21 protein-coding genes are annotated in these 20,920 nt (G+C 64.4%); 16 read left to right on the forward strand and 5 right to left on the reverse strand.

The annotated features are described in order from the left end of the window. Positions 1-30: 30 nt before the first annotated feature. The 4 genes from AB7531_RS32345 (at position 31) to AB7531_RS32360 (ending at position 4,099) form a co-directional block, all read left to right on the forward strand. On the forward strand, positions 31-1,281 hold the full coding sequence (locus AB7531_RS32345; protein ID WP_063984704.1) for a Zn-dependent hydrolase: 1,251 nt from the start codon (positions 31-33) through the stop codon (positions 1,279-1,281). A 12-nt stretch (positions 1,282-1,293) separates the two neighbouring features. Further along, positions 1,294-2,205, forward strand: a complete 912-nt coding sequence (locus tag AB7531_RS32350; protein WP_063984705.1) for an NAD(P)-dependent oxidoreductase — start codon at positions 1,294-1,296, stop codon at positions 2,203-2,205. Positions 2,206-2,216: 11 nt separating this feature from the next. Continuing rightward, positions 2,217-3,290 (forward strand): malate/lactate/ureidoglycolate dehydrogenase, encoded by a 1,074-nt coding sequence (locus tag AB7531_RS32355; protein WP_063984706.1) that lies wholly within the window; start codon positions 2,217-2,219, stop codon positions 3,288-3,290. Positions 3,291-3,457: 167 nt separating this feature from the next. Continuing rightward, a complete protein-coding gene (locus AB7531_RS32360) occupies positions 3,458-4,099 on the forward strand; it encodes a suppressor of fused domain protein (RefSeq protein ID WP_063984707.1) in 642 nt (213 codons plus the stop codon). 126 nt (positions 4,100-4,225) lie between these two features. Here the strand turns inward: AB7531_RS32360 and AB7531_RS32365 are convergent, their stop codons facing one another. Continuing rightward, positions 4,226-5,299, reverse strand: a complete 1,074-nt coding sequence (locus AB7531_RS32365) for a tartrate dehydrogenase (protein ID WP_063984708.1) — start codon at positions 5,297-5,299, stop codon at positions 4,226-4,228. A gap of 159 nt (positions 5,300-5,458) precedes the next feature. Here AB7531_RS32365 and AB7531_RS32370 point away from each other — a divergent pair, with 159 nt between their 5' ends. Both AB7531_RS32370 and AB7531_RS32375 read left to right on the forward strand, forming a co-directional pair. Next, positions 5,459-6,235, forward strand: a complete 777-nt coding sequence (locus AB7531_RS32370) for an SDR family oxidoreductase (protein ID WP_441280221.1) — start codon at positions 5,459-5,461, stop codon at positions 6,233-6,235. A 116-nt stretch (positions 6,236-6,351) separates the two neighbouring features. Further along, positions 6,352-7,770 (forward strand): amidase, encoded by a 1,419-nt coding sequence (locus AB7531_RS32375; protein WP_063984710.1) that lies wholly within the window; start codon positions 6,352-6,354, stop codon positions 7,768-7,770. A 53-nt stretch (positions 7,771-7,823) separates the two neighbouring features. On the opposite strand, the gene AB7531_RS32380 is transcribed toward AB7531_RS32375, so the two are convergent. From AB7531_RS32380 to AB7531_RS32390, 3 genes are all read right to left on the reverse strand, one after another. Then, positions 7,824-8,006 carry a hypothetical protein gene (locus tag AB7531_RS32380; RefSeq protein ID WP_135215961.1) on the reverse strand — a complete coding sequence of 61 codons (183 nt, stop codon included), beginning with the start codon at positions 8,004-8,006 and terminating at the stop codon, positions 7,824-7,826. A 197-nt stretch (positions 8,007-8,203) separates the two neighbouring features. Next, positions 8,204-9,313, reverse strand: coding sequence for an amino acid ABC transporter permease (locus tag AB7531_RS32385; protein ID WP_231144412.1), 1,110 nt, complete (start codon positions 9,311-9,313; stop codon positions 8,204-8,206). 2 nt (positions 9,314-9,315) lie between these two features. Beyond that, positions 9,316-10,503 carry an amino acid ABC transporter permease gene (locus AB7531_RS32390; protein ID WP_441280222.1) on the reverse strand — a complete coding sequence of 396 codons (1,188 nt, stop codon included), beginning with the start codon at positions 10,501-10,503 and terminating at the stop codon, positions 9,316-9,318. Positions 10,504-10,590: 87 nt separating this feature from the next. Here AB7531_RS32390 and AB7531_RS32395 point away from each other — a divergent pair, with 87 nt between their 5' ends. The 4 genes from AB7531_RS32395 (at position 10,591) to AB7531_RS32410 (ending at position 14,639) form a co-directional block, all read left to right on the forward strand. Then, positions 10,591-11,463 (forward strand): MurR/RpiR family transcriptional regulator, encoded by an 873-nt coding sequence (locus AB7531_RS32395; protein WP_063984714.1) that lies wholly within the window; start codon positions 10,591-10,593, stop codon positions 11,461-11,463. Between the two features lie 3 nt (positions 11,464-11,466). Further along, complete coding sequence (locus tag AB7531_RS32400; RefSeq protein ID WP_063984715.1) at positions 11,467-12,816, forward strand: aspartate aminotransferase family protein; 1,350 nt, start codon at positions 11,467-11,469, stop codon at positions 12,814-12,816. A gap of 12 nt (positions 12,817-12,828) precedes the next feature. Continuing rightward, a complete protein-coding gene (locus AB7531_RS32405; protein WP_063984716.1) occupies positions 12,829-13,842 on the forward strand; it encodes an amino acid ABC transporter substrate-binding protein in 1,014 nt (337 codons plus the stop codon). A 158-nt stretch (positions 13,843-14,000) separates the two neighbouring features. Continuing rightward, on the forward strand, positions 14,001-14,639 hold the full coding sequence (locus AB7531_RS32410) for an aspartate/glutamate racemase family protein (protein WP_063984717.1): 639 nt from the start codon (positions 14,001-14,003) through the stop codon (positions 14,637-14,639). Here AB7531_RS32410 and AB7531_RS32415 read toward each other — a convergent pair. Then, positions 14,636-15,283, reverse strand: coding sequence for a TetR/AcrR family transcriptional regulator (locus AB7531_RS32415; RefSeq protein ID WP_063984718.1), 648 nt, complete (start codon positions 15,281-15,283; stop codon positions 14,636-14,638). The two genes, AB7531_RS32410 and AB7531_RS32415, sit on opposite strands and share 4 nt — an antisense overlap. A gap of 152 nt (positions 15,284-15,435) precedes the next feature. Between AB7531_RS32415 and AB7531_RS32420 the strand changes: the two genes are divergently transcribed. From AB7531_RS32420 to AB7531_RS32445, 6 genes are all read left to right on the forward strand, one after another. Next, positions 15,436-15,645, forward strand: coding sequence for a ferredoxin (locus AB7531_RS32420; protein ID WP_007607931.1), 210 nt, complete (start codon positions 15,436-15,438; stop codon positions 15,643-15,645). A gap of 59 nt (positions 15,646-15,704) precedes the next feature. Next, positions 15,705-16,925, forward strand: coding sequence for a cytochrome P450 (locus AB7531_RS32425; protein WP_063984719.1), 1,221 nt, complete (start codon positions 15,705-15,707; stop codon positions 16,923-16,925). A 32-nt stretch (positions 16,926-16,957) separates the two neighbouring features. Next, the gene (locus AB7531_RS32430) at positions 16,958-18,286 is read left to right on the forward strand and encodes an MFS transporter (RefSeq protein ID WP_063984720.1); all 1,329 of its coding nucleotides are present in this window, start codon (positions 16,958-16,960) and stop codon (positions 18,284-18,286) included. Between the two features lie 3 nt (positions 18,287-18,289). Next, entirely contained in the window at positions 18,290-18,952 is a 663-nt protein-coding gene (locus AB7531_RS32435) for a sulfite oxidase-like oxidoreductase (RefSeq protein ID WP_063984721.1), read from the forward strand. A 25-nt stretch (positions 18,953-18,977) separates the two neighbouring features. Then, complete coding sequence (locus AB7531_RS32440; RefSeq protein WP_063984722.1) at positions 18,978-20,201, forward strand: bifunctional alpha/beta hydrolase/OsmC family protein; 1,224 nt, start codon at positions 18,978-18,980, stop codon at positions 20,199-20,201. A gap of 298 nt (positions 20,202-20,499) precedes the next feature. Next, positions 20,500-20,784: a hypothetical protein gene (locus AB7531_RS32445; RefSeq protein ID WP_231144411.1), complete on the forward strand. Its 285-nt coding sequence runs from the start codon at positions 20,500-20,502 to the stop codon at positions 20,782-20,784. Positions 20,785-20,920 lie beyond the last annotated feature (136 nt).

Raw genomic sequence — 20,920 nt, forward strand, 5'->3', positions numbered from 1 at the left:
AAGGCGCCGGACAACCGAGAGACCGACCGCATGAGCCGAGCCGCCACCAATCTGCAAATCGATTCCGCCCGCCTCTGGGGCTCCATCCACGAGACCGCCCAGTTTGGCGGGACGGCCAAGGGCGGCGTACGGCGGCTGACGCTGAGCAGCGAAGACAAGCAGGTGCGCGACTGGTTCCGCAAGGCTTGCGAGGACGCCGGCCTCGATGTGCACACCGATGCGCTCGGCTCACAGTTCGGCCTGCGCAAGGGCCGCGACATGACGAAGCTGCCCGTCGGGATCGGCTCGCATCTCGACACCCAGCCGACCGGCGGCAAGTATGACGGCATTCTGGGGACGCTCGGCGCGCTGGAAGTGATCCGCACGCTGAACGACGCAGGCATCGAAACCGAAGCGCCGATCTGCGTCGTCAACTGGACCAACGAGGAAGGCTCGCGCTTCGCACCGGCGATGATGGCCTCCGCCGCTTACGTCGGCGATTTCACCACCGATGACATCCTGTCGCGCAAGGATATCGACGGCACTTCCGTCAGCCAGGCGCTCGACAGCATCGGCTATCGCGGCGACAAGCCGGTCGGCTTCCAGAAGCTCGGCTGCTTCGTCGAATTGCACATCGAGCAAGGTCCGATCCTCGAGGCCGAGGGCAAGACCATCGGCGTGGTCGATTCCGGCCAGGGCGTGCTCTGGTACGACGGCAAGATTTCCGGCTTCGAGAGCCATGCCGGATCGACGCCGATGCCGCTGCGGCGCGATGCGCTCGCGACGCTCTCCGAAATCGTGCTGGCGATGGAGGCCATTGCGAAGAAGCATGGGCCCAAAGCAGTCGGCACCATCGGCGAGGCCGTGATCGCAAATCCCTCGCGCAACGTCATTCCCGGCGAGATCGCCTTCACCATGGATTGCCGCAGCGCGGATGGCGCCATCATGGACGCGCTCGATCGCGATCTGCGCGCCGCCATTGCCGAGATCGCCGCGCGCCGCAAGGTCGAGGTCAAGATCGACCTGGTCTGGCGCAAGCCGCCGACGCATTTCGATCCCAAGCTGATCGCGGCGGTCGAGAACGCGGCGAAGACGCTCGGCTATTCCTCTCGCCGCATCACCTCCGGCGCCGGCCACGATGCCTGCAACCTCAACACCGTCATGCCGGCGGCGATGGTGTTCGTGCCTTGCAAGGACGGCATCAGCCACAACGAGCTGGAAGACGCCACGCAGCCCGACTGCGCCGCGGGCACCAACGTGCTGATGCATACCGTGCTGGCGATCGCCGGCGTCGCGTCCTGATCGGAGAGAGCCATGCGCGGAGTTTTCGTCGACGCCAACGAAGCCCTCGCCGTGATCATGGAGCGGCTCGGGAAGCCCGGCGACCCCGAGGTGCGGATCCACAGGGATCCCGACATCAAGCCCGAACAATATCCTGAAGTCCTCGATGGCGCCGAGATCGCCATCGTCGACCACACCGCGCTGCCGACCGAGGTCGCGAAGACATGCACAGGCCTGAAGCATGTCGTGTTCCTCGGCACCGGCGCGCGCAGCTACATGAATCCGGAAGAGCTCGCCGAGCTCGGCATCTCCGTGCACCTGATCAAGGGGTATGGCGACACGGCAGTCGCGGAGTCCGCGATCGCCCTGATGTGGGCCTCCGCCCGCGTCATCGCGATGATGGACCGCGAGATGCGCGTCGGCAATTGGCTGCGCGAGGACGGCATGCAGCTAACCGGCAAGACGCTCGGCCTGATCGGCTTCGGCGGCATCGCCGCGGAAGTCGCACGCATTGCGGTCGGCTCAGGCATGAAGGTGATCGCCTGGAACCGGTCGCCAAAGAGCCATCCGGGCGTCGAGTTCACCGATCTCGACACGCTATTGGCGAGAAGCGACGTCGTGTCGCTGCATCTGCTGCTCAACGACGAGACCCGCGGCATGATTACGCGCGAGAAGATTTTTGCGATGAAGCCCGGTGTCATCCTGATCAACACCGCGCGTGCCGCCGTCGTCGACGAGACCGCGATGATCGACGCGCTGAAGTCCGGCCACATCCGCCATGCCGGCCTCGACGTCTTCAACATCGAGCCCCTGCCCGGCGACCATCCGTTGACGAAGATTCCGAACGTGACGCTGTCGGCGCATTCGGCCTTCCGCACGCCGGAAGCGAGCGAGAACCTGATTGAAGCGGCATGGGTCCATTGCCGCCGGATCGTGAAGGGATAAAAGCAACAACAATGGCCGACTATCGCACCATCAAGGCACAGCCGCTCACCAATGTCGTCCGTGCCATCGTCAAGGCGGGCGGATCTACGGACCGCGAAGCCGAGCTCGTGTCCACCAACCTCGTCGAGGCCAATCTTAGAGGACATGACTCGCACGGCGTCGGCATGATCCCGCGCTATGTCCAGAGCGTCACCACGGGCGGCCTCGCCGTGAACCAGCACGTCAAGATCGTGCTCGACACCGGTCCGCTTCTCACCCTGGACGGCCTCACCGGCTATGGCCAGGTGATCGGCCATGAGGCGATGGAGCTGGCGGCAGAGCGCGCCAAGCGCAACGGCGTGTGTCTCGTCGGCCTCTCCAACTCGCACCACATCGGCCGCATCGGCCATTGGGCCGAGCAGTGCATCGACCACGGGCTGGTCTCGATCCACTTCGTCAACGTGATCTCGCGCCCGATCGTGGCGCCGTGGGGCGGCAGCGATGCGCGCCACGGCACCAACCCGTTCTGCGTGGGCATCCCGCGCAGGGGCAAGGACCCGATCGTGCTCGACTTCGCCACCAGCAGGATCGCGCAGGGCAAGACCCGCGTCGCCCACAACAAGGGCGTCGAGCTCGAGCCCGGCACCATTATCGACAACGAAGGCAAGCCCACCGTCAATCCGCGCTACACCGTGATCCCGCCGCACGGCGCCATCCTGCCGTTCGGCGAGCACAAGGGCTCGGGGCTCGCACTGGTGTGCGAAATCCTCGGCGGGGCGCTCTCCGGCGGGCAGGTGGTCAAGGGCCCGTCCGACGGCAAGTACAACGTCCTCAACGGCATGCTCTCGATCGTCATCGACCCGAACAAGCTCGGCACCGGCGACAACCTTGCGAGCGAGGTCGAGAGTTTTGTTGCCTGGCACACCGGCTCGCCGCCCGCTCCCGGCATCGACAAGGTGAAGATCGCCGGCGATCCCGAGCGCGAGACCAGGAAGAAGCGTCTGGCCGAAGGCATTCCGGTCGACCCGACCACCTGGCAGGAAATCCTGGAGGCCGGGACGAAGTTCGGACTGGACCAGGCTGCGATCGAGAAGATCGCGGGCTAGTCGGGAACGAAGCGCATCGCTGAGAATAGCCCGGCCAAGTGCACTATCGCGCAACGAGGTCTGGACTAAAGCGAAGCATCACCGCACTCGTGGAGCGGATTTGAACCGGCCCGCGTCGTCTCACGACAACGCGAATATCCCGGTCCACATCCGCCCCCGAGGTTCACATGTTCTCCCGTCTTGCAAAGCTCATGTCCGGCTCGAGCGAGCCGTTACCCGAAATCGACTTCTACCGGCACCGGCTCGCGATCTATGAAAGCGAGCTGGGCGAGCCCGAGCACAGCTTCACGGACAGCGCGGAGCGCCGCATCGACATCCACGCCTTTGGCCGCGATTTCGTGCCGGTGTGCGAAGAGGGATCTGACGAAGGTTATGTGCTTCTGACCAACGGCATGAGCGAACAGCGAATGCCGGGGGTGCATGGCGACGCAAAGCCACGTGCCGAGCTGATGTGGTATGTCCGGGAGCCGACAGAGGAGGTTTGCGCCAATCTGCGCTGGCTCGCCAATCTGCCGTTCATCGACACGACCTGGTTCGGTTTTGGTCATCGCGTCGCGCTGCCGTGTCCGCCGGTTGCAGGAACGGACTTCCAGACGTTCCTGTTTCTCACACCGATCATCGGCCCCGATAAGCAGATCGCCGAGGCGCTGGAGATCGCGTGCGATCCCGTGGAGATCCTGACCGTGAACCTGATCTCGCATCAAGAGCTCGGCCTCATCAAGTCCCAGGGACTCGACCCGTTTCTCGATCTGCTCGACGAGAACGATTATCCGCCGATCTTCGATCCGACGCGGAAATCGTATGTGTAGGGTGGGTTAGCCCTGCAACTGCGCGAAGCGCAGTTGCTCGGCGTAACCCACCTCTTCTGTCTCCGCGGATACGAGCAGTGGTGGGTTACGCCTTCGGCTAACCCACCCTACGCAGCTCGCCCCGCCTCAATCCACCATATCCGCGACCGCCTTGCCGCAGGCGGTGGTGTCGGCGTTGCCGCCGAGATCCTTGGTGCGGAGCGTGCGTTCGGCGAGGGTGCGCTCGATCGCATCGACGATCGACTTACCGGCCTCCTTCTCGCCGAGGTGCTCGAGCATCATCGCGCCGGACCAGATCGCGCCGATCGGGTTGGCGATGCCCTGCCCCGCAATGTCGGGCGCCGAGCCGTGCACCGGCTCGAACACCGAGGGGAAATCGCCCTCGGGATTGATGTTGCCCGATGGCGCGATGCCGATGGTGCCGGTGCAGGCCGGGCCGAGATCGGAGAGGATGTCGCCGAACAGATTCGAGCCGACCACGACGTCGAACCAGTCCGGATGCAGCACGAAGTTCGCGGTCAGGATGTCGATGTGGTACTTGTCCCACTTCACGCCCGGAAACTTCTTCGCCATCGCCTCCACGCGCTCGTCCCAATAGGGCATGGTGATGGAGATGCCATTGGACTTGGTCGCCGAGGTCAGGTGCTTCTTCGGCCGCGACTGCGCGAGCTCGAAAGCGAATTTCAGGATGCGGTCGACGCCGATGCGGGTCATCACCGTCTGCTGCGTCACGAACTCGCGGTCGGTGTCCGGGAACATGCGGCCGCCGACGGAGGAATATTCACCTTCGGTGTTCTCTCGCACCACCCAGAAATCGATGTCGCCGGGCTTGCGGTTCGCCAGCGGCGACGGCACGCCGGGCATCAGCCGCACCGGGCGCAAATTCACATACTGGTCGAACTCGCGGCGAAACTTGATCAGCGACCCCCACAGCGAGACGTGATCCGGAATCTTGGCCGGCCAGCCGACGGCGCCGAAATAGATCGCGTCATGCTTGCCGATCTTTTCTTTCCAGTCGTCCGGCATCATCTGGCCGTGCTTCTCGTAATAGTCCCAGGACGAGAAGTCGAAATGGTCGAAATGCAGGGACACCCCGTGCTTCTTCGCCGCTGCCTCCAGAACGCGCAGGCCCTCGGGCATCACTTCCTTGCCGATGCCGTCGCCGGGAATGACTGCAATCCGGTATTGTTTCTTGCTCATCGAGAACGTCCCTGGTTGGTCCGGCAGCCGCCGCCTTTTTGACCGCACTGCAATGGACCAAACTCGGCAGCAGTGCAACGCTGCACTGCAATGTTGACCGTGGCGCGGCCGAGCGCCTACTGGTTTGATCCTGATGTTCCCACCGAGCGAGTACCCTTCATGGATCTGCATCTGCGTGGCAAGCGCGTCCTGATCACAGGCGCGTCCAAAGGCATTGGCGCAGCCGCCGCCGAGGCGTTTGCCGAGGAAGGCGCAAACCTCCTGCTCGCCGCCCGCAGCGGCGACCAGCTCAAGGCGCTGGCGGACCGCCTGCGCTCCGCGCACCAGATCGATGCCGCGACGAGCATCGTGGACCTGCGCAAGGCCGAGGATTTGGCGCGGCTCGCGAGGGAAGCCGCCGACATCGACGTGCTCGTCAATAATGCCGGCGCCATCCCCGGCGGCTCGATCGACAAGATCGACGAGGCGACCTGGCGGCACGCCTGGGAATTGAAAGTGTTCGGCTACATCAACCTGACGCGGCAGATCTACGCGCAGATGAAGGCGAAGGGCGGCGGCGTCATCGTCAATGACATCGGCGCGGCCGGCGAAAAATTCGATGCCAATTACATCTGCGGCAGCGCCGGCAACGCCGCATTGATGGCCTTCACCCGCGCGCTCGGCGGCAAGAGCCTCGCCGACAACATCCGCGTGGTCGGCATCAATCCCGGCCCGGTCGGCACCGATCGCCACGTCACCCTGCTCAAGACGCGGGCAAAGCACCAATTCGGCGACGAGAGCCGCTACAAGGAATTCCAGAAGAGCCTGCCGCTCGGCCGGCCCGCGCATGCGCGCGAGATCGGCGATCTCATGGCGTTCCTGGCGTCCGATCGCGCCGGATATACGTCGGGGGTCATCTATACCGTGGATGGCGGCATCAGCGCGGGCTGGGGTTAACTCTATCCGCGTCATTGCAAGCGCAGCGAAGCTATCCAGATTGCCATCTCAGGTACATTTCTGGATTGCTTCACTGCGCTCGCAATGACGATTGAATAAGCACAGGAGTAGAATAGTTGTCTCAAGACCTGATCCGCGAAACGGCCTGCGCCGTCGTCGATAAGCTGCGATCCGGCGACGTCTCGCCGCTCGAGCTTCTGGATGTGCTGGAGAAGCGCATCGGTGAGGTCGACGGCAAGGTCAACGCGCTGCCGACGCTATGCTTCGACCGCGCGCGAGACAACGCCAAGGCGCTGATGCAGAAGCCGGCCGGAGCCCGCGGGCTGCTCGCGGGCCTGCCGGTACCGATCAAGGACCTGACCGATGTCGCGGGCGTGCTGAACACACAGGGTTCGCCAATCTTCAGGGACAATGTGCCCAAGCAGTCCGATCTCATGGTCGAGAACCTCGAAGGCAATGGCGCGGTCGTCTACGCCAAGTCGAACACACCGGAATTCGGCGCCGGCGCTAACACCTTCAACGAAGTGTTTGGCGCGACGCTCAATCCCTGGGATACGACGAAGTCTGCGGCCGGCTCCTCCGGTGGCGCGGCGGTGGCGCTGGCCACCGGCATGGCCTGGCTCGCCCAGGGCTCCGACATGGGCGGCAGCCTGCGCAGCCCCGCGGCGTTCTGCGGCGTCGTCGGCATGCGGCCGAGCATCGGGCGCGTCGCACATACGCCCAAATCGGCGATCGACCGCAATCTCGGCGTGGTGGGGCCGATGGCGCGCAACGTCGAGGATCTTGCGCTGCTGTTGGATGCCATGAGCGGTGACTATGCGGACGACCCGCTGTCGCTGCCCGCACCTGCGACCTCGTTCCTGTCGGCGGCGCAGTCAGGCAAGAAGCCGAAGCGCATCGCCTATTCGCCCGATCTCGGCATCACCCCGGTCGATCCCGAGGTCAAGGCGATCACGCGCAAGGCCGCTGAACGCTTCGCGGAGGCCGGCGCGATCGTGGAGGAAGCGCATCCGGACTGGCGCGAGGCGCATGAATGCTTCCACGTCCTGCGCGCCTTCGATTTCGCGATCACCAAGGCCAATCTGCTGCGGACCAAGCGCGACCTCCTGAAGCCCGAGGTGATCTGGAACATCGAGGAAGGCCTCAAGCTCACCGTCGAGCAGCTCGCGCGCGCCGAGGCGCAACGCGTCGGCATGACCGCGCGCGCGATCGAGTTCTTCAAAAACTACGACCTGCTGTTGACGCCAACCACGATCGTGCCGCCCTTCCCGATCGAGCACCGCTATGTCGCCGAATGCGCCGGCAAGAAGTTCGAGAACTATGTCGAATGGCTCGGCATCGTCTACGCTATCACGCTCGCCTGCTGCCCGTCGCTGTCGCTGCCCTGCGGCTTCACGGCGTCTGGCCTCCCGGTCGGCGTACAGGTCGTCGGTGCCCCGCGCGCGGATGCGCAGGTGATCGCCGGCGCGAAGGTATTGGAAGATATTCTGGGTCTGCGCGGCTCCACGCCGATCGATCCCAAGGTGAAGGCCTGACGCGAGCCGCACCGGCGGGGACTTGGCCGTCCCCGCCGTGCGCCGGTCAGACCCTAGTCGTTCGCTTTCGGCCCGCCGTGATACCGATGCGCATCGTATCCGGCCTCATCCGTTGGAGCGGCGAAGGCGAAGGAGTTCGGATGCGTTTCCGACATCTGGGCGGTGGCCGCCGAAGCCATGTGCGAGTGATTCATTGCCTCGTGGGCAGAGGCGGCGGAGCAAAGCGCGACCAGCATGGCCGACGCTGCGAGAACTGATTTCATCATGATGTGACGTGCCTCTTGTGAGTGCCACCAGCAAATTGCAGATGGATCTCGCCGCGTAGGATTGCCAGTTTGAATCCAGGCACGCGATATAGGCGCGGCATAAGCATTTCGCGCTCCAGTATAGGCTTCCAGCGTTTCTGGCTCGCTCCCGCGGCGGGGAAAGCCGCTCACCTCGAGGCGGTATTCGCCTCCAGGCCGCGACTGTACCGCGACATCGCAAAGCAAAAGACAAAGTAGATCGCGGCGACGAAGATGTAGACCTCGACCGAGAATTGCTGCCAGGCCGGATCGATGATCGCGGTCTTGGCCGTCGTCAGCAGGTCGAAGATGCCGATGATCAGGACTAGGCTGGTGTCCTTGAAAAACGCGATGAAGGTGTTGACCAGCGGCGGGATGACGTGGCGGATCGCCTGCGGCAGCACGATCAGACGATGCTTGCGCCAGTAGGACAGCCCGAGCGCATCGGCGGCCTCATATTGCCCGCGCGGCACGGCCTGGAGGCCGCCGCGGATGACTTCGGCAAGATACGCGCCCGCGAACAGGATGATGGCGATCTGCGCGCGCAGCAGCTTGTCGATATTGAAGCCGCTCGGCATGAACAGCGGAAACATCACGCTCGCCATGAACAACAGGCTCACCAGCGGCACGCCGCGGATCAGTTCGACATAGAGCACGCTGAGCGAGCGGATCGCCGGCAGCTTTGAGCGCCGGCCGAGCGCGACGAGGATGCCGAGCGGGAAACCAAAGGCCAATCCAAACGTCGCCAGGATCAGTGTCACCGGCAATCCGCCCCAACGGTCCTGCGAGACGAAGGAGAGGCCGAACACGCCGCCCCACATCAGTACGCTGATCAGCGCCAGCGCGCCGATCCAGATATAGGCCAGCTCGCGCCGCCACAGGGCGCGGCGGGTGGAGAGATAGAACAGCGCGATGAACAGCACCACCGACAGCGCCGGCCGCCACTGCTCGTCGAACGGATAGGTGCCGAACAGTATGAAGCGATATTTTTCGGGGATGATCGCCCAGCAGGCACCGAGGCCGCGCGCGGCGCGGCAGGCGCTGGAGTCGTTTGCCGGCGTGAGCCACACGGCATTCGCGATGCCCCACTGCACGAAGCTGAAGATGCCCTTGGCGAGGACTGCCAGCAACACGACCGAAAGAATAGCGTTCGGGATCGACGAGAACAAATTGGTGCGGAGCCAGCGCAGCACCGGGTTGCCCATCTGCGGGCGGCGGGCAGCGCGCGGGGCGTCCGGAATATCGGCGATCGCCGTCATGATCAGCGCTCCACCAGCGCGATGCGCGAATTGTACCAGTTCATGAAGAAGCTGATGCAGAGGCTGATGGTCAAGAACACCGCCATGATCAGCGCGATGGCCTCGATCGCCTGCCCGGTCTGGTTCAGCGTGGTATTGGCGACAGACACGACGTCCTGGTAGCCGATCGCGACCGCGAGCGAGGAGTTCTTGGTCAGGTTGAGGTACTGGCTCGTCTTCGGCGGCACCATGACGCGCAGCGCCTGGGGCAGGATGATCTGCCGCAGCATGAAGCTGCGGCGCAAGCCGAGCGCATTGGCGGCATCCCATTGTCCGCGCGGCACGGACTGGATGCCGCTGCGCACGATCTCGGCAATGAAGGCCGAGGTGTAGGTCACGAGCGCGATCAGCAGCGCGAAATACTCCGGCGCGAGCGTCAGCCCGCCGACGAAGTTGAAGCCGCGCAGCTCCGGCCATTCGATCTTCCAGGACACACCAAGCGCCACCGACATTGCCGCCGGCAGCGCGACGATGAGGCCAACCGCAAAGGGCCACGCCGGCCGCGGCTTGCCGTCGCGCATCTGCTGCGCGATCAGCCATCGCCTGATGAGATAGAACACGGCAAGCCCGAGCACGGCTGTACCGAGCACCCAGAGCTGCGGCGAGCCGACCGGAATCGCCGGCAGGATCAGGCCGCGATTGGACAGAAATACGCCCTCGACCGGCCGCCAGGCCGCGCGCGCGGCCGGCAGCGCCTGCATCAACACGTACCAGAACAAGAGCTGAAGCAGCAGCGGGATGTCGCGGAGCGTTTCGACATAGACGGCGGCGAGCCGCGACAACAGCCAGTTGGCGGAGAGACGCGAAATGCCGATCAGCGTGCCCAGGATCGTCGCGAGCACGATGCCGATCACGGCGACGCGCAAGGTGTTGGCGATGCCGACGACGAAGGCCCACAGGTACGTGTCTCTCGGATTATAAGAGAGCAGGCTGTCGGCGATCGGCATGCCGGCTTCCCGGCCGAGGAAAGCGAAGCCGGTGGTGATGCGGCGGGCCGAGAGATTGGTGACGGTGTTGCACCAGAGGAAGGCGACAACCCCAAGCACGATTCCGACGACGAGCACCTGCCAGAACAGGCCTTGCAGCTCTCGGCGGCCAAATCCGCCGAAGAAGCGACGGCGGGGCGGCGGTCTTGGACTGTCTGAAGTCACAGCACAAAAATCCTTCTGGCGAGCAACGATTTCCGGCGGCGCACGTCAACTGTTGCACCAATCTTAAAAGCGTGCAACAAATGTTTCATGGCCGAGCCCACGAAATCCTCGCCCTTGAGCGAACTGCGCATTGCGTTGCCATCGCTCCCCCTGCGCCTGCAGGAGGTCGGCCGCTTCGTTGCCGCCAATGACTACGACGCCACCACCCGTTCGATGCGCGATCTCGCCGCCGAGGCCGGCGCCGACCCGGCTGCATTCACGCGGCTTGCCAAGGCCATCGGCTATTCCGGCTGGGACCAGTTGCGCGCGGCACTCACCGAAGCGCGGCGGCCTTCGCAGATCTCACCTTTCTCGGGCCGCGCCAAGAGCCGCCGTCACGGCCCGAACGCCGATGTCGCGCTCGTCACCGACAAGCTCGAGGCCGAGGGCGCCGGCCTTCTGCGCATTCCGGCCCAGCCGATTGCGGATGCAGCCCGCGCGCTGCACGACGCCAAGCGTATCTGGATTGCCGGTTACCGAAGCTGCCGGAGCGTCGCGGAGCTCTTGAACTACGAGCTCCGGCTGTTCCGTCCCGAACAGGTGCAACTCGTCGGCGCATCCGGCCCCGACGATCTCGATCTCGGCGCCTTTCGTACCGGCGAAGCCGTCATCGTCATCGGCTTCCTGCCCTACACGCATGCGAGCGTCCGCGTTGCGCAGGCCGCCCATCGTGCCGGCGCAGCGCTGATCGCGATCGCGGACAGCCTCTCAGCGCCGATGGCAGAAGGCGCCGACCACGTGCTGCTGTTCGAGGCGGCCTCGTCCCCCGGCTTCTTCCCGAGTCTCACGGGTGCCATCGCGATTGCGCAATCGCTCGCGGCGGTCACGTTCTCGCTCGGCGGCACGGCCGCGAAGAAGCGCCTGGAAACCACCGAGGCGCGGCTCGCCGCGGCCTCCACATACATTTCAGAGAAAGGTTGACCCATGGCCGCTCGCACCAGCCGCGTGCTGCACCGTTCGTTGCGCGAAACGCCACCCAAGGCGATCGGCGGCGAAGGCGTCTATCTTTTCGCCGAGGACGGGCGGCGCGTGATCGACGCCTCCGGCGGCGCAGCCGTCTCCTGCCTCGGCCATCAGCATCCGCGCGTGATCGCGGCGATGGCAAAACAAGCCTCGACGCTGGCCTATGCGCACACCGCCTTCTTCTCCTCCGAGCCGGCCGAGGCGCTGGCCGAGACGCTGGTCGGGCATGAACCCGGCGGTCTCGCCTACGCCTATTTCGTCAGTGGCGGATCGGAGGCGATCGAAGCCAGCATCAAGCTGGCGCGGCAATATTTCATCGAGCGCGGCGAGCCGCAGCGGCAGCACTTCATTGCGCGGCGGCAGAGCTATCACGGCAACACGCTCGGCGCGCTCGCCGCCGGTGGCAATACCTGGCGGCGCGCGCCCTATGCGCCCCTGCTGTCCGGTGCCTTCAGCCATGTGACGCCGGCCTTCGCCTATCACGAGAAGCACGAGGGCGAATCCGATGCGCAGTTCGTGGCGCGACTGGCCGCGGAGCTCGAAGCCGAATTTCAGCGGCTTGGCCCCGACACCGTCGCCGCGTTCCTCGCCGAGCCCGTCGTCGGTGCCACCGCCGGTGCGGTGACGGCACCGGACGGCTACTTCAAGGCGGTGCGCGAGATCTGCGACCGGCATGGCGCCCTCCTCGTCCTCGACGAAGTCATGAGCGGCATGGGCCGCACCGGCACGACGCACGCCTGGGAGCAGGAGGGCGTTGCTCCGGATATCCAGGCGATCGCAAAGGGTCTCGGCGGCGGCTATCAGCCGATCGGCGCGATGCTCGCGAGCGGCAAGATCATCGACACCATCCGCTCGGGCTCCGGCGCGTTCCAGCATGGCCACACCTATCTGGCGCATCCCCTCGCCTGCGCAGCCGCGCTCGCGGTGCAGGATGTGATCCGCGAGGACCGCCTGCTAGACCGCGTCAAGGAGCGCGGCAAGCAACTCGAGCAGCGCCTGACCGAGCGCTTCGGCAATCACCGCCATATCGGCGACATCAGGGGCCGCGGCCTGTTCTGGGCGATCGAGCTCGTCGCCGATCGCGCCGGCCGCACCTCGTTCGATCCCGCGCTCAAGCTGAACCAGAAGATCAAGGCGGAAGCCTTCGCCAACGGGCTCGGCTGCTATCCCGGTGGCGGTACCGTGGACGGCGCCCGTGGCGACCATGTGCTGCTGGCGCCGCCCTATATCGCTTCGGCTGCCGAGATCGATCTGATCGTCGACAAGCTCGGCACCGCCGTCGACAACGTGTTGCGTAGTGTCAATCACTGAGGGGAGAGTCATATGATGAGGAAAGTGGTTATCGTAGCCGGCATGCTTGCAGCATCGACGGTTGCCGCGTCGGCGGCGACGCTCGACACGGTGAAGAGCCGCGGCACGCTGATCTGCGGCGTCAGCGCCGGCTTTGCCGGTTTCTCCGCGCCGGACTCGCAGGGCAATTACAAGGGTCTCGACGTCGATTATTGCCGCGCGCTCGCGGCCGGCGTGCTCGGCGACGCCAGCAAGGTGCGCTACGTCTCGCTGACCGCGCAGAATCGCTTCACCGCGCTGCAATCGGGCGAGATCGACGTACTCTACCGCAACTCGACGCAGACCTATCTGCGCGGCGTGACGCTGGGCCTCCGCCAGGGGCCGGTCAACTTCTATGACGGCCAGGGCTTTGTCGTGAAGAAGGACCTCGGCGTGAAGGAGATCAAGGATTTGAAGGGTGCGACTGTCTGCGTCGCGCAGGGCACCACGCATGAAGTCACGCTCGGCGATTACGGCCGCGCCAACGGCATCGACTGGAAGCCGCTGGTGTTCGACCGCGTCGACACCATGTACCAGACCTTCTTCGGCGGCCGCTGCGATGCCATGACCCAGGATGCCTCCGCGCTCGCCGGCGCCGTGACGACCGCGGCGCCGAATCCGGCCGACTACGTCGTGCTGCCGCAGACCATCAGCAAGGAGCCGCTCGGCCCGTTCACCCGCAACGGTGACGAAGTCTGGAGCGACATTATCACCTGGTTGCATTACGGCCTGATCGAGGCCGAGGAACTCGGTGTCACGCAAGGCAATGTCGACGAGATGGCGAAGTCACAGACGCCGGCGGTCCAGCGCCTGCTGGGTGCCTCCGGCGACCTCGGCTCGCGGCTCGGTCTCGATAACAAATGGCTGGTGACGGTGATCAAGGCCACCGGCAATTACGGCGAGATCTACGAGCGCAATGTCGGCAAGGCGAGCCCGCTCAAGCTCGACCGCGGCCTCAACGGCCTCTGGAGCAAGGGCGGCTTGATGTACGCGGTGCCGTTCAAGTAAACGGTGCTTCACCTCTCCCCGCCTGCGGGGAGAGGTCGACCGCGCAGCGGTCGGGTGAGGGGGAGCCTCCGCGAATTCATCCCTCACTTTCAACGTGGATAGAGCCCCTCACCCCGACCCTCTCCCCGTAAGAACGGGGAGAGGGAGAAGAGACACCGATGCGCATCGCCCTGATTCACGCCCTCAAGCATTCCATCGCGCCGATCGAGGCTGCGTTCGCGAAGGCGTGGCCAGAGGCGCGGCTGATGAACCTGCTCGACGACAGCCTGTCGGCGGATCTGGCCCGCGACGGCGTGCTCAACGATGCCATGACCGAGCACTTCCTCGCGCTCGGCGACTATGCGGCAGCTACGGGAGCGAACGGAATCCTGTTCACCTGCTCGGCGTTCGGCCCCTGCATCGAGGCCGTCGCGCGCGCACATGCGCCAATGCCCGTGCTGAAGCCGAACGAGGCGATGATCGAGCAGGCCGTGACCATGGGCAAGCGAATTGGCCTGCTCTCGACCTTCCCGCCGACACTGGCCTCGATGCCACCGGAGTTTCCGGCCTCGGCCCAGGTCGTGCCGAAACTCGCCGAGGGCGCGCTGGCGGCGCTCGATCGCGGCGATCGCGCCACGCACGACAGGCTGATTGTCGAGGCTTCAAAGGACTTGCGCGATTGCGACGTCATTGCGCTCGCGCAATTCAGCATCGCGGCAACCGCGCCGCTGGTCGCCGAAGCCACCGGCCGCCCGGTCGTGACGACCCCGGACAGCGCGGTCGACAAGTTGATGAGGCTGCTGAAAGCGAAGGCCTAGGCGCCGGCCTTTTTCCGACGACGCGCATCCTTGATCGCAGCAGCAAGCGCGGCCTTCGTTTCGTTCACAAAGTCCTCGACCAGTTCCTCGCGCGTGGCATGCGCGGCCTCGCCGGTGAACAGGCCCTGCTCGGCCAGCATCACCACGCCATGCAACGCCGCCCAGATCTTGAGCGCTTGCCGCTCGCGCAAGAAGCCGACCGCCGGCGCCTCGAGGGCTTCGATCACCAGCGCAAAAGTCTCGCGCGTGGCGTCGTGCAGCTCGCTGCCCTTTGCCGCGCATGACACGGTGCGGGAAGCGAACATCAGGCGATAGATGCCGTTGCGGCGCAGACCGAAATCGAGCGTCGCCTGCGCCAGCCGCGACAGTTTCGATTGCTTCGACGGCTTCGCCATCGCCTCGCGCAGAAGTGCACTGAGCTGCCGGAACGCTTCCGCCGTCACCGCCGTTAGCAGCGCATCACGGTCGGCAAAATGCCGATACGGCGCCGGCTGCGAGACGCCGAGCTGTTTGGCAAGCGCCTTGATGCTGATCGCCTCGGCGCCGCCCTGCTCCGCCTCGCGCAGCGCGGCCTTGATCAAGGCGTCACGGAGATCGCCATGGTGGTAAGTATTCTCCGGCTTACGGACGAGTTGTGAACGCATGTTACGTCAAGCCTATAAGTTTGCGCTTGACAGGGGAAGCCCGCCGCGAATGTAATAGCATATAACTTAAAGCGGCGGCAAATGCCGCCGATAAAATTGACATGAGGATCGCGCGGCCTTCGGGCCCCGCGCACACGACCGAGGAAGCCGCCATGACAGAGCGACTGAGGGTTCACGTCGATCCCGACAAATGCCAGGGCCACGCGCGCTGCAAGGCGCTCGCGCCGGAGCTGTTCGAGCTCGACGAATACGGCAACGCCCATGAGGCCGGGGACGGCACCGTGCCCCCCGGTCTCGAAGACAAGGCGTGGCTTGCCAAATCCAACTGCCCGGAAATTGCGATCGATGTGATCGAGGAGTAGCGCGGCCCCTGCCCGCTTGCGTGCTTTTAGCGAACACGAGCCCCGAGGGATTTCCTGCCATGTCCGACGTCAGCCAGCCTGTCGCCCACCCGCCCGTCACCGACTGGGTCAACGATTTCGACCACACCGATCCGCAATGGACGGAGGATCCGTTCTCGATCTGGGAGGAGCTTCGCTCCGCGAGCCCGGTGGTGCATACAAAGCGCTTCCTCGGCTGCTACATGCCGACGACTTATGAGGCGGTGCGCGAGATCGCCAACGACACCGAGCATTTCTCCTCGCGCCGCATCATCGTCCGTGACGTTCGACCCGAAGTCGCCAGGAACGCCGCTCCGCCGATCACCTCCGACCCGCCCGTACACAAGCCAGCCAAGCAATTGCTGTTGCCGCCTTTCACGCCGGACGCGATGAAGAAGCTGGAACCGCGGATGCGCGCGATCTGCAACGAGCTGATCGACGGGTTCATCGCCGATGGCAAGGTCGATGCCGCAGCGCGCTACAGCAAATATATTCCGGTTCAGGCTATCGCCCACATGCTCGGCATTCCCGAGAGCGACAGCGATCGGTTCATCGACTGGATCCACATGATCCTCGAGCTCGGCATCAAGGACGAGAGCAAGCTGCTCCAGGCCGTGCAGGAGATGAGCGCCTATTTCAGGACGCATATCGAGGAGCGCAGATCGAAGCCGACCGACGACCTGATTTCCTATTTGATGAACGCCAAGGACAAGGAAGGCCAGCCGCTGGAAGAGTCCCATGTGCTGGGTTCGCTGCGGCTGCTCCTGATCGCCGGCATCGACACCACCTGGAGTGCGATCGGCTCCTCGCTCTGGCATCTCGCCCGGACGCCGGCCGACCGCGAACGGCTGATCGCCGAGCCCGGGCTGATCCCGATCGCCGTGGAGGAGCTGCTGCGGGCCTATTCGCCGGTGACCATGGCCCGCGAGGTGGTCAAGGAGACCACGATCTCGGGCTGCCCGGTCAAGGCGGGCAACATGGTGCTGCTGTCGTTCCCGGCCGCCAACCGCGACCCCAAGATGTTTCCGGACGCTGACAAAGTCGTGATCGACCGCCGGGAGAATCGCCATGCCGCCTTCGGCCTCGGCATCCACCGCTGCGTCGGTTCCAACCTTGCACGCATGGAGATGCAGGTTGCGCTGGAGGAATGGCTGAAGCGGATCCCGGACTTCTCCCTCGATCCGGCAGGCACGGTGACCTGGTCACAGGGCACGGTGAGAGGCCCCCGCCAGTTGCCATTTCTGTTCGGAAAGGCGATGTAGGCCTTTCCAAGACCAACGGAGAGAGGCCGGACGTGACAGAGCAAGCAACCCTACCGGCCTCTGATCACATCGACATCGACATCGCCGACGCCAAACGGCGGATCAAGGCGATCTTCATCGGCTCGATCGGCAATCTCGTCGAGTGGTACGATTTTTACGCCTATACGGCGTTCGCGCTCTATTTCGCTCCGGCCTTCTTCCCTGGCAACGACCCCGTCGTCCAGCAATTGAACGTCGCCGTGGTGTTCGCGGCGACCTTCCTGATGCGCCCCCTGGGCGGCTGGCTGTTCGGCTACATCGCGGATCATTTCGGCCGGCGCATCTCGCTGACCTTGTCGGTCGTCTTCATGTGCTTCGGCTCGCTGATCATCGCGCTGACGCCGACCTATGCGACCATCGGTTTCGCCGCGCCGGTGATCCTGGCGCTCGCCCGCGTCATCGAGGGCCTGAGCCTCGGCGGCGAATATGGTGCCAGCGCGACCTATCTCAGCGAGGTCGCCGATCCCAAGCATCGCGGCTTCTATTCGAGCTTTCAATACGTCACCCTGATCGGCGGCCAGCTCACCGCGATCATCGTGCTGCTGCTCCTGCAAAAGGTCTTCCTCACGCCGGAGGAGCTCAAGGCCTGGGGCTGGCGCATCCCGTTTGCGATCGGCGCGGCGCTGGCGATCTTTGCCGCAGTGATGCGGCGCAATCTGCACGAGACCGAGGCCTTCGAGGAAGCCAAGAAGGTGGTGAAGCCGACCGGCTCGATCACCAATTTGCTGCGCTACCCCCGCGAGCTGCTGCTGGTGGTCGGCCTCACGGCCGGCGGTACCGCGGCGTTCTACACCTTCACCACCTACATGCAGACCTTCGTCAAGCTCTCGGTCGGCCTGACCGAGGACCAGACCACTTTCGTGATCTTCGGCACGCTGATCTTCGCGACCATCCTCCAGCCGATCTACGGCGCGATCTCCGACAAGATCGGCCGCAAACCGTTGCTGATCTTCTTCGGCGTCGCCGGTACGCTCGCGACCGTGCCGCTGCTGATGACGCTGAAGGAGACCAAGTCGCCGTTCATGGCCTTCATTCTGATCTGCTGCGCGTGGCTGTTCGTCGCCGGTTACACCTCGATCAACGCGGTGGTGAAGGCCGAGCTGTTCCCGACCAATGTCCGCGCCCTCGGTGTCGGCCTGCCCTACGCCATCACGGTCTCGATCTTCGGCGGCACGGCGCCGGCGATCGCGCTCTATTTCAAGAGCATCGGGCACGAGGAGTGGTTCTACTACTATCTCGCCGGCGTCATCTGCCTGTCGCTGATCATCTATTCCACCATGCGTGACACCAAGCACGCCTCCGCGATGCATCGCCACGAGTAGCTCATGGCCGACGACAACGAGCTGCCCGACAGCAAGCTGACGCGCACCAAGGAGAAATGGGCGCGCGAAGGCCGCTTCCTCACGGGCCGCGTTACGCGACCGGAGGATCAGCGGCTACCGCCGGGCCAGCATCTCACCAAGGACTGGCCGGTGCTCGATCTCGGAGTCGTGCCGCCGGTTTCGCGCGAGCGCTGGCGGCTCGACGTTTACGGTGCGATCGAGACCCCCGTGTTCTGGACCTTTGCCGAATTCGCGGCGCAGAAGCAGGCGCAGATCACCTCCGACATTCACTGCGTGACCACCTGGTCTCGCTACGACAATGAGTGGGAAGGCCTCGCCACGCGCGAGCTGCTTGCGGCTTGCCAGCCGCGCGAGGACGCGCGCTTCGTGGTCCTGCATTCCCATGACGGCTACACCACCAACCTCACGCTGGAAGACTTTGCCGCCGAGGACGCGCTGCTCGCCCACAGCTGGTCGGGTCAGCCGCTGACCGAAGAGCACGGCGGCCCGGTACGGCTCGTCGTGCCGCATCTGTATTTCTGGAAGAGCGCCAAATGGCTTCAGGCCATCGAGTTCCTGACCGAGGACGCGCTGGGCTTCTGGGAAGTCCGCGGCTATCATAACCGCGGCGATCCCTGGGCCGAGCAGCGTTATTCAGCCGATTAGGTTCACGCAAGGACGGGGGAAGCCCATGCCGACGGAACGCTTTCAATTCACCGGCGAAGGCGGTCATCAACTAGCCGCCGCGCTGGAGCTGCCCGATGGCGAGCCCGCAGCCTACGCGCTGTTCGCGCACTGCTTCACCTGCGGCAAGGACACGCTGGCGGCAAAACGCATCTCGGTCGCGCTCGCCGCCAAGGGCATTGCGGTGCTGCGCTTCGACTTCACCGGGCTCGGCTCCAGCGAAGGCGATTTCGCCAATTCGACGTTCTCCTCCAACGTCGCCGACCTCTTGCGCGCCGCCGATCATCTGCGCCAGGTCCGCACGGCGCCGTCGATCCTGATCGGCCACAGCCTCGGTGGTGCCGCGATCGTCGCCGCCGCCGGAAGGATTCCGGAAGCCAAGGCTGTCGTGACCATCGCGGCGCCGTCCGATCCCGCGCACGTCACAGGTCTGTTCAGCGAGCATCTCGACAGCATCCGCGCGCAGGGCGAAGTCGAGGTCTCGCTCGCGGGACGTCCGTTCCGGATCAAGCGCGAATTCCTCGACGACATCGCCGAGCAAGAACTGATGAAGGACATCACCGGCCTGCACAAGGCCCTGCTCGTGATGCAGTCCCCTGTCGACGACACCGTCGGCATCGACAATGCGACCAAGATTTTCGTTGCGGCAAAACACCCCAAGAGCTTCGTCTCGCTCGACCACGCCGATCACCTGCTGAGCAAGCCGGCCGACGCCCTCTACGCGGCCGACGTGATCACGGCCTGGGCCAGCCGCTACATCGACACCGCGAAGCCCGCGAAGGCGATGGATCTCGCGGAAGAGCCGCGCAGAGTGGTGGTGCAGGAGACCCGCAAGAGCAAGTTCAACCAGGCCATCACCGTCGGCCCGCATCATCTGGTGGCGGACGAGCCGATCGCGGCCGGCGGCGAGGATGCCGGTCCCGGCCCCTATGACTTCCTGCTGGCCGGCCTTGGTGCCTGCACCTCCATGACCATGCGCCTCTATGCCGATCGCAAATCGCTGCCGCTCGATCGCGTCACGGTCACGCTGAAGCACTCCAAGATCTACGCCAAGGACTGCGCGGAGTGCGAGACGCGCGATGGCATGCTCGACCAGATCGAGCGCGACATCGCGATCGACGGCGCGCTCGATGCGGAGCAGCGCAAGAAGCTGATGGAGATCGCCGACAAGTGTCCGGTGCACCGGACGCTGACCTCGGAGATCCGCATCGTGACGAAGGTCGTGGACTAGACGGCCAAGATAGTATTTTTCTTCTTGTCCGGAGCCTGGCGAAAATACTCCGTACCCGAAACAGCCGCACGGCTCATCCGCTTGGTGCCGCTGATGGGAAAGCAAGTCGAGATCGCTGATCGCGGTCGTTTCGAACTGCCTATCAAATGCAGGATCGAAGTTGCGCCCACATTGGGACTAGACCAAAAAACCCGGGGCGCGCTGGCCTGTGCGTAACAAGGATAACTTCGACAATAGGTTCGCCTAATGCGGGTGACACGGCATCCTGATCGCATCACGCGAATCAGGGAGATTGCCGATGGGCGTTTATTTGGTGACTTGGGATTTGAATAGGCACAAGCCGAACTACGCGCAGGCTCGACAGAACCTTGTCGATCACATGTCGCGCTACCCCCATATCAAAGATGAGGGTCTAGACTCCGTATGGTTCATCCAATCAACCTCCACGGCCGACGCGCTGGACTCTGACATTCGGGGCCACATGGATACCAACGACAGGTTGATGGTCACCAAACTCGTGAACGGGCAGCACCAAGGCTGGCTCTCGAAGGAGATTTGGGACTGGATCAATGCTCGCATCTAGCGACACCGCGCTAGGCATGTTCGAGTGGCTAAAGTATCTCGCGTCCGGACTGTCCTTCGCGACAGCCGTTACCCTGTTCTTTCGATGGCGCGACTACGAACGGAAGAAAGCGGCAGGTTCGACCTTGACGGTTACT

It is taken from the genome of Bradyrhizobium sp. 63_E2_N1_3 (assembly GCF_052076005.1).
Taxonomy (GTDB): Bacteria; Pseudomonadota; Alphaproteobacteria; order Rhizobiales; family Xanthobacteraceae; genus Bradyrhizobium; species Bradyrhizobium barranii.